Below are 352 nucleotides of genomic sequence, written 5' to 3'. Positions count from 1 at the left end.
ACCTTGATCTCCTAAAGGAATCACCACTAAGATACACAAATCCTAGTCTTCTTAAGGATACTGACCTACCTGGTCCCTTAAGGAAAATCAAACAACTGTTTGAGGTTGGTGTTTACAAAGGTTTGCTTCTAAATAAGCTGAGTGTAAACCAAATAAGAATAGATGAAGAAAGTAGAGGCTTGAATCTTTTCTTGTATTGCAGCTCTTGATTTCTCTCTCTTAGCTTTCTTCTTTTCTTCAGCCTTTTATAGTCCAAGGTGCAAAGGATATTTCTGTTGAGAGAATATGACCGTTGGAGGGCATTTCTGGAACTTCCAGAACCTGCTGTGGCTGAACCTTGGTAGGTAGGCTT

The 352-nt window shown here is 39.5% G+C and carries 1 protein-coding gene; it reads left to right on the top strand.

Translation table 11 applies throughout. The annotated features are described in order from the left end of the window. The coding region (locus tag AABA86_RS34300; RefSeq protein WP_338309894.1) for a hypothetical protein at positions 1-209 on the top strand (209 nt) is incomplete at its 5' end. Positions 210-352 lie beyond the last annotated feature (143 nt).

It is taken from the genome of Bradyrhizobium sp. TM233, from assembly GCF_036247965.1.
GTDB lineage: Bacteria > Pseudomonadota > Alphaproteobacteria > Rhizobiales > Xanthobacteraceae > Bradyrhizobium > Bradyrhizobium ottawaense.
Note: the sequence above shows the minus strand (reverse complement) of the source record. Positions and strands in the feature narration are given on the sequence as shown.